At 68.8% G+C, this 6152-nt stretch carries 6 protein-coding genes; 3 read left to right on the forward strand and 3 right to left on the reverse strand.

Features of this window, described 5'->3' with window-relative positions; all coding sequences use genetic code 11:
• The 3 genes from ACWGID_RS04935 to lepA all read right to left on the reverse strand — a co-directional run.
• Positions 1-410 (reverse strand): TetR/AcrR family transcriptional regulator (locus ACWGID_RS04935; RefSeq protein ID WP_452194506.1); only part of this gene is annotated, 410 nt, incomplete at its 3' end.
• Positions 411-615: 205 nt separating this feature from the next.
• Positions 616-1530 (reverse strand): aminoglycoside phosphotransferase family protein, encoded by a 915-nt coding sequence (locus tag ACWGID_RS04940; protein ID WP_452194508.1) that lies wholly within the window; start codon positions 1528-1530, stop codon positions 616-618.
• Entirely contained in the window at positions 1531-3420 is a 1890-nt protein-coding gene (gene lepA / locus ACWGID_RS04945; RefSeq protein WP_452194510.1) for a translation elongation factor 4, read from the reverse strand.
• Between the two features lie 105 nt (positions 3421-3525).
• Between lepA and ACWGID_RS04950 the strand changes: the two genes are divergently transcribed.
• Genes ACWGID_RS04950 through ACWGID_RS04960 form a run of 3 tightly spaced genes read left to right on the forward strand, consistent with a single transcriptional unit; the run spans position 3526 to position 6083 of the window.
• A complete protein-coding gene (locus ACWGID_RS04950) occupies positions 3526-4425 on the forward strand; it encodes a phosphotransferase family protein (protein WP_452194512.1) in 900 nt (299 codons plus the stop codon).
• Between the two features lie 36 nt (positions 4426-4461).
• The gene (locus ACWGID_RS04955; protein ID WP_452194514.1) at positions 4462-4974 is read left to right on the forward strand and encodes an RNA polymerase sigma factor; all 513 of its coding nucleotides are present in this window, start codon (positions 4462-4464) and stop codon (positions 4972-4974) included.
• Complete coding sequence (locus ACWGID_RS04960; protein ID WP_452194516.1) at positions 4971-6083, forward strand: hypothetical protein; 1113 nt, start codon at positions 4971-4973, stop codon at positions 6081-6083. Before ACWGID_RS04955 ends, ACWGID_RS04960 begins: the two co-directional genes overlap by 4 nt.
• The last annotated feature ends 69 nt before the right edge of the window (positions 6084-6152 follow it).

Raw genomic sequence — 6152 nt, forward strand, 5'->3', positions numbered from 1 at the left:
ACACTGCCCCCTGTCTCGGCTCCCGCCTGCCTGCGCTGGGCTCCGCTGGCGCGTCGGGCGCACCTCACATCACCGCCCCCCGCCGCGGCCGCGGCGGTGCCCTGCAGTTGGAGCAGCAGCGTGGTGCGATCGGCGAGCATGTCGTTGTACTCCTGCCCCATCGCGGTCAGCGCCTCGATCCCCCGCGCCCCGCCCGCCGCCGCGAGCATCGCCGTCGCCATCCGCCCGAACGCGGCATCCACGCACTCCACGAACAGCTGCTTCTTCGTCCCGAACAACCGGAACACGTAGGCCTGCGTGATCTCCGCGCGACGGGCGATCGTCTCCGTCGAGGCGCCGTACAGCCCCGCCGTCGCGAACTCCTGCTCCGCGATCCCGAGAATCTGCTCCCGCCGCTGCTGCTGGGTCATCCGCGCCACCATGACCCCGAAGTTAGTAGGTAGTAACTACTAACTACAACAGAATGTCTGCCACCTCACGCCCGACCGGAGCGGTCAGAGATGGCGCGATCGGGGGCTGAAGACAGGAACTGGTGGGTGGAGACCTGTTATTGCCTGTGCTCACCCACCAGATCCTGTGTTCACCCACCACGCCCGCCCGGGCCAGCTGGTGGAGTCAGTCCTGGATGGCTTTGACGATGGCGATGTTGCGGGTGAGCCAGTCCTGGGGCAGAGACTCGTCCGTACTGGCGCTCTCCAGCGTCCACAGGACGTTGAGCATCTGGCGGACGATCACCCAGTTGCGGGCCCGCTCCTCCTCGAAGCCGGCCGCGTCGATCGTGGTCCAGAACCGTTGCCGGACGGCGAAGCGGAGGTCGTGCGCGGCCGTCACCTCGTCCCAGCGGTTCCAGACCAGCGGCGCGACCTCGAAATGCGGGTCACCGGACAGCGGCTTCGGGTCGATCACCAGCCACGGTTCACGGTCGGCGGCGAGCATGTTCTCGTAGTGCAGGTCGGTGTGGATCAGCGTGCCGTCGGTGGCCGGATCCGCGATGAAGTCCTCGGACAGCGAGATCGCCTGCTCGACGTACCGATGCGGGACCGGCGCGGACGCGGGCAGCTTGCGGAACCGCTCCACCCACCGGGCCAGCTCCCCGGACAGGGTCCGGAACTGCGGTCCCGCCGGGACATGCAACCGCTTGTAGGTGCCGCCAACGATCTCGCACGCGTCCAGCGTGTCGATCGTGGTCAGGTCCCGCGGCTGCAACCGCTCGAGCAGCATCGCGAACCGGCGCGGATCCGCTCGCAGCAGCTGGACCGCGCCGTTGCCGGCCCAGGTCCGCAGCGCGAGGTGCTCGGTCTCCGCCTCCCAGTGCGGGAACTGCACCTTCAGCACCGCCCGCTCGCCGTCACGCGTCAGCACCGGCACGACCAGCGCACAGTTCCCGTACGCCGACGCGCCGTCGACCCGCAACTCCCACTCGTCGAGCAGGTCACGCGTCACCCGCGGCAACCGGTCGAGCCAGTCGGCCCAGTCCTGACCGCGCGACCCGACGACCAGCAGGCCCTCGGGGATCGCGACGGCGGACACCTACTTCTTGCCGGCCTTCTCTGCGGTGTCGGACGTCCGGAGGGCGGCGATGAAGGCCTCCTGGGGGACCTCGACGCGGCCGACCATCTTCATCCGCTTCTTGCCTTCCTTCTGCTTCTCGAGCAGCTTGCGCTTCCGGGTGATGTCACCGCCGTAGCACTTGGCCAGCACGTCCTTGCGGATCGCGCGGATCGACTCGCGGGCGATGATCCGGGACCCGATCGCAGCCTGGATCGGCACCTCGAACTGCTGCCGCGGGATCAGGTCCTTCAGCTTGCCGGCCAGCGCGACGCCGTACGAGTACGCATTGTCGCGGTGCACGATCGCCGAGAACGCGTCGACGGTCTCGCCCTGCAGCAGGATGTCCACCTTGACCAGCTGAGCCGCCTGCTCACCGGTCGGCTCGTAGTCCAGCGACGCGTACCCCTTGGTCTTGGACTTCAGCTGGTCGAAGAAGTCGAAGACGATCTCGGCCAGCGGCAGCGTGTAGCGGAGCTCGACCCGGTCCTCGGACAGGTACTCCATGCCCTGCAGGTTGCCCCGCTTGGTCTGGCACAGCTCCATGATGACGCCGATGTAGTCCTTCGGGCTGAGGATCGTCGCCTTCACGACCGGCTCGTAGATGTCGGCGATCTTGCCTTCGGGGAACTCGCTCGGGTTGGTGACGACGTGCTCCTTGCCGTCCTCCATCTCGATCCGGTAGACGACGTTCGGCGCGGTCGAGATCAGGTCCAGGTCGAACTCGCGCTCGAGCCGCTCCCGGACGATCTCCATGTGCAGCAGGCCGAGGAAGCCGCAGCGGAAGCCGAACCCGAGCGCGCCCGAGGTCTCCGGCTCGTACTGCAGCGCCGCGTCGTTCAACTGCAGTCGCTCCAGCGCGTCACGCAGCGTCGGGTAGTCGTCACCGTCGATCGGGAACAGCCCGGAGTACACCATCGGTTGCGGGTGCTTGTAGCCGCCGAGCGGTTCGGTCGCGCCGTGCACGGCCGCGGTAACGGTGTCACCGACCCGGGACTGGCGGACGTCCTTCACGCCGGTGATCAGGTAGCCGACCTCGCCGACCCCGATGCTCGGCGACTTCGCCGGCTCCGGCGAGATGACGCCCACCTCGAGCATCTCGTGCACCGCGCCGGTCGACATCATCTTGATCCGGTCCCGGTGGGTCAGCTCGCCGTCGACGACCCGGACGTAGGTGACCACGCCGCGGTAGGTGTCGTAGACGGAGTCGAAGATCAGAGCCCGCGGCGGCGCGTCCTTGACACCCTTCGGCGGGTCGACCTGGGCGACGATCTCACTCAGCAGCTCCTCGACCCCCTCGCCGGTCTTGGCCGAGACCTTCAGCACGTCCGACGGGTCGCAGCCGATGATGTGCGCCAGCTCGGCGGCGTACTTCTCCGGCTGCGCGCTCGGCAGGTCGATCTTGTTCAGCACCGGGATGATGTGCAGGTCCGCGTTCAGCGCGAGGTACAGGTTCGCCAGCGTCTGCGCTTCGATCCCCTGCGCGGCGTCGACCAGCAGGACGGCACCCTCACACGCCTCCAGCGACCGCGAGACCTCGTACGTGAAGTCGACGTGCCCGGGCGTGTCGATCATGTTCAGGATGTACGTCGTACCGTCCGGGGCGAGCAGGCCGCCCGGGGTGTCGGGGCCCGGCGTGAACGGCAGCCGGACCGCCTGCGACTTGATCGTGATCCCGCGCTCACGCTCGATGTCCATCCGGTCCAGGTACTGCGCCCGCATCGAGCGGTCGTCGACCACCCCGGTGATCTGCAGCATCCGGTCGGCCAGCGTCGACTTGCCGTGGTCGATGTGGGCGATGATGCAGAAGTTCCGGATCAGCGACGGGTCGGTACGACCCGGCTGCGGCACTGTCGTGGGGCCAACGGGCACGGAGTGATCCAAATCTGGTCTGGTACGTGGGTATCTGATCAATCATCCCATGGGGGTCCAGCGGATTCGAAAATCACTGGCGCGGGACCGCTAGCGTGGTGACGCATGGCGCATGCTGCTGGGGTCCGGTTGCCGTATGAGGAGTTGCCCGCCGCCGTGCGGGCCTGGGTGGAACGCACGCTCGGTTCGGTCGTGATCTCGGCCGACAACCAGCAGGGCGGCTTCTCCCCCGGCACGGCCGCCCGCCTCGTCACCGCGTCCGGTCGCCGAGCCTTCGTCAAGGCCGCCGGTACGCCGCTGAACCCGAAGACCCCGGAGCTGTTCCGCCAGGAGATCACCGCGATGCGCGCGATCGGCCCGCTCCCGATGGCCCCGCAGATGTACGACGTGTACGACGACGGCGAGTGGGTCGGGCTGCTGTTCGAGGACATCTCCGGTCACCTGCCCCGGCACCCGTGGTCGCAGGTGGAGGCGGACCGGGTACTCGGCGCGCTGGACGAGCTGACCGACGCCCTGGACCCGTCACCGTGGTCAGAGGCGCCGGTGATCGCCGTTCGGAGCCACGACTTCCTGAGCCGGTGGGAGAACGTGCTGGCGGACGGTCTCGCCGTACCGTCCTGGGTGGATCCAGAGGAGTTCGCCGAGCTGGCGCGAACGGGGCTGCGGGCGCTGGCCGAGGGCAAGGCGCTGGCGCACTACGACCTGCGGGCGGACAACATCATCCTGACCGACGACCGGGTGGTGTTCATCGACTGGGCGCACCCGGGGCTGGCGCCACGCTGGACGGACACGGTGATCCTGCAGGCGGAGATGCGCGAGTCGGTGACCCTGCCGGAGCTGCCCGACGATCCCGGGATCACGGGGCTCATCGCGGCGATCGCAGGCGGGATGTGGTGGGGTGCGGCGCAGCCGGCGCCACCTGGGTTGCCGACGGTCCGCCAGTGGCAGCGCCAGAGCGCACTGGTCCACCTCGACTGGGTCCGCGAACGAATGCAGCGTTTCTGAACGCCGCGCGTCTGTAGAGGTGTGACGAATCCCTTGGTGAGCATCAGACCCCCGGCGCAGGTGGATGCGCGCGTGGCGGTGTCGGCGCTGTACCAACAGCATTGGGTCGGGCTGCTCCGGCTGGCGGTGCTGATGGTGGACGACCGGCCGGCGGCGGAGGACGTCGTACAGGAGGCTTTCGCCGAGCTGTATCGGCGCTGGCCGCTGCGCGGGTCCGATGCGGCGCTCGCCTACCTGCGAACCGCCGTGGTGAACCGGAGCCGGTCGGTACTGCGACGGCGCAAGGTGGCGCGGCTCTACATCCCACCGCATCAGGCGCCTGGTGACTCCGCCGAGAGCGACGTCGTACTGGGCGAGGCGCGGTCGGAGGTCCAGCGAGCGCTCCAGGCGCTCCCCCGGCGGACACGCGAGGTGCTCGTCCTCCGGTATTACCTCGATCTCGCCTTCGCCGAGATCGCCCAGATTCTCGGGATCAGCGAATCCTCCGCACGCGCCACCTCGTCGCGCGGCATCGCGGTCCTGACCGAACGCCTGAAGGAGCTCCGATGACCGACACCGAGACGCGGCTCCGCGACTACCTGAGCGCCGAGGCCGCCACCGTCCCCGACGACGCCGAAGGCCCCGGCCTGGACCTGACCCGCCGGCGCCGCCACTGGCCGGTCCTCGCGGCCGCCGCCGCGGTCGTTGTGATCGCTGTGATCGCCGCCTCCTTGCTGACCCGGTCCGGTGACAACAGCGCGCCGGCGCGCCAGCCGGCACCTCCCGTGTCCGGGGCCGCGCCCGAGCTCCCGTACATGAACCCGGCGACGTCGACGCTGTACGACGGCACGCAGAAGGTGAAGCTGCCGAAGGGTTTCGGCAACTCGTACTTCCAGCGCGTGGCCGGCGGCTGGATGGGCATCCGGATGGCCAAGATCGGTGCGTTCGAGACCGGCATCCTGCGGCCGAACGGTACGTTCCAGCAGCTCGGTCCGGAGCGGTCCGACCAGAACACCCTGTCGCCTGACCGCAAGCAGGTCGCGATGTGGCACTACCTGTCCAATACCAAGGGCCAGGTCATCGTCGTCGACGTCCAGTCCGGCCGGCAGGTCGCAAAGCTGCCCGCTGGGTCCTGGCACCCGGACATCGTCGGCTGGAACCAGGACGGGGTCTGGATGACCACCGGCAAAGCCGAGCTGATCGTCTGGAAACCGTCGACGGGCGCGAAGCGCACCGTGGCGATTCCTGGTTTCGACGGCAGCGCATCGGTTCCCAAGGGCGCCGGGACCATCGCTGTGTCGACCCAGGCCGGCGGCAAGCGGTGTCTCAAGGCGGGCGTGCTGCGGGAGGAGGGCTTCAAGGTGCTGCGCGAGTACTGCGACCAGGGCCTGGAGCATCTGTATCCGGTGCTGTCCCCTGACGGCCGGACGATGGTCCAGGGTGCACTGGGCGTGGCGATCGACGTGAACACCGGTCAGGTCACCAAGCTCCAAGTGCCGGGTCGCATGTGGGACGTGCTGCCGGAGCCGGCCTTCGAGAACGGGACGCAACTCCTGACGCTCAACGAGGCCAAGGACGGCAGCCAGATCCGCAACGAGCTGTACCGCTGCGACGTCACGTCCGGTTCGTGCAAGCTGCTCATCAAGGAGGCGGACAGCTTCACTTTCCTGCAGCAGTGAAGACGCGGAAGGGGGGGGCCGGGGGGGGGCCGGGCGCCGCGCGGCCGGGGGGTGGAGGGTCGCGGGGTG

Source organism: Kribbella sp. NPDC054772 (assembly GCF_053611945.1).

What these genes read in the sequence shown, in the direction of transcription:
- ACWGID_RS04950 (WP_452194512.1), top strand. Translation starts at nt 3,526, where the DNA reads ATGGCGCATGCTGCTGGGGTCCGGTTGCCGTATGAGGAGTTGCCCGCC.
- ACWGID_RS04960 (WP_452194516.1), top strand. Translation starts at nt 4,971, where the DNA reads ATGACCGACACCGAGACGCGGCTCCGCGACTACCTGAGCGCCGAGGCC.